This is a genomic window from Faecalibacterium prausnitzii (genome assembly GCF_003287405.1).
Classification (GTDB): Bacteria; Bacillota; Clostridia; order Oscillospirales; family Ruminococcaceae; genus Faecalibacterium; species Faecalibacterium intestinale.
Window position 1 is genome coordinate 1 of the sequence record NZ_PRLD01000061.1, and the last position, 689, is coordinate 689.

The following is a 689-nucleotide window of genomic DNA, read 5'->3' on the forward strand; positions in this document are numbered from 1 at the left end:
GCTTGACGAATATTACGGTTAGTGATATATTTATTACAGTAACCGTAATAAGGAGGTCAAACCATGCGAGATAATACAAAAGGTGGTGCGCTTACAGAAGTCACCTTTTATATTTTGCTCTCTCTTTATACGCCAAAACACGGATACGCCGTCATGCAATTTATTGAAGAAAAAACAGGCGGACGGCTTTCCCTAGGCGCAGGCACTTTATATGGAGCATTAAACTCTTTGCAGGACAAGAAGTGGATTGAACCTTATGGAGATAGTGAGGGAAGAAAAAAAGAATACCACATTACAGCACAGGGAAAAGAAATTGCAGAAAAAGAGCTTGCAAGACTAAACGAACTTGTACGCGTCGCAAGTGAAATTATTGGAGAGGTACAGTATGAGTAAAAAATGCTATCGCTTCTTTGGTGGATTGCTAAATGCACAGGCAAACTGGTTAAACCAAATGTCTCAAAAAGGCTATCGACTTGTCCGGACAGGAAGAATGCTCTATGAATTCGAAAAATGTAATCCCGATGAAGTGACCTATTGTGTAGAGTTTATCGGAGAAAAATCAAAAGATAACGCAACAGACTATGCTAACTTTTTGGAGGATATGGGCTACAAGGTATTTTTCAAGAACATCAATCTAAACTATTCTGTCGGAAAAGTTCGATTGCGTCCATGGGCGGAAATGGGCGGTT

Annotated in this window: 2 protein-coding genes; both read left to right on the forward strand. The window is 39.9% G+C overall.

The window, feature by feature from the left end; translation table 11 throughout:
• Window positions 1-63: 63 nt before the first annotated feature.
• Window positions 64-393 (forward strand): PadR family transcriptional regulator, encoded by a 330-nt coding sequence (locus C4N24_RS15030; protein ID WP_112092034.1) that lies wholly within the window; start codon window positions 64-66, stop codon window positions 391-393.
• Window positions 386-689 (forward strand): DUF2812 domain-containing protein (locus tag C4N24_RS15035; RefSeq protein ID WP_146746827.1); only part of this gene is annotated, 304 nt, incomplete at its 3' end. The genes C4N24_RS15030 and C4N24_RS15035, both read left to right, overlap by 8 nt.

What these genes read in the sequence shown, in the direction of transcription:
- C4N24_RS15030 (WP_112092034.1), top strand. Translation starts at nt 64, where the DNA reads ATGCGAGATAATACAAAAGGTGGTGCGCTTACAGAAGTCACCTTTTAT.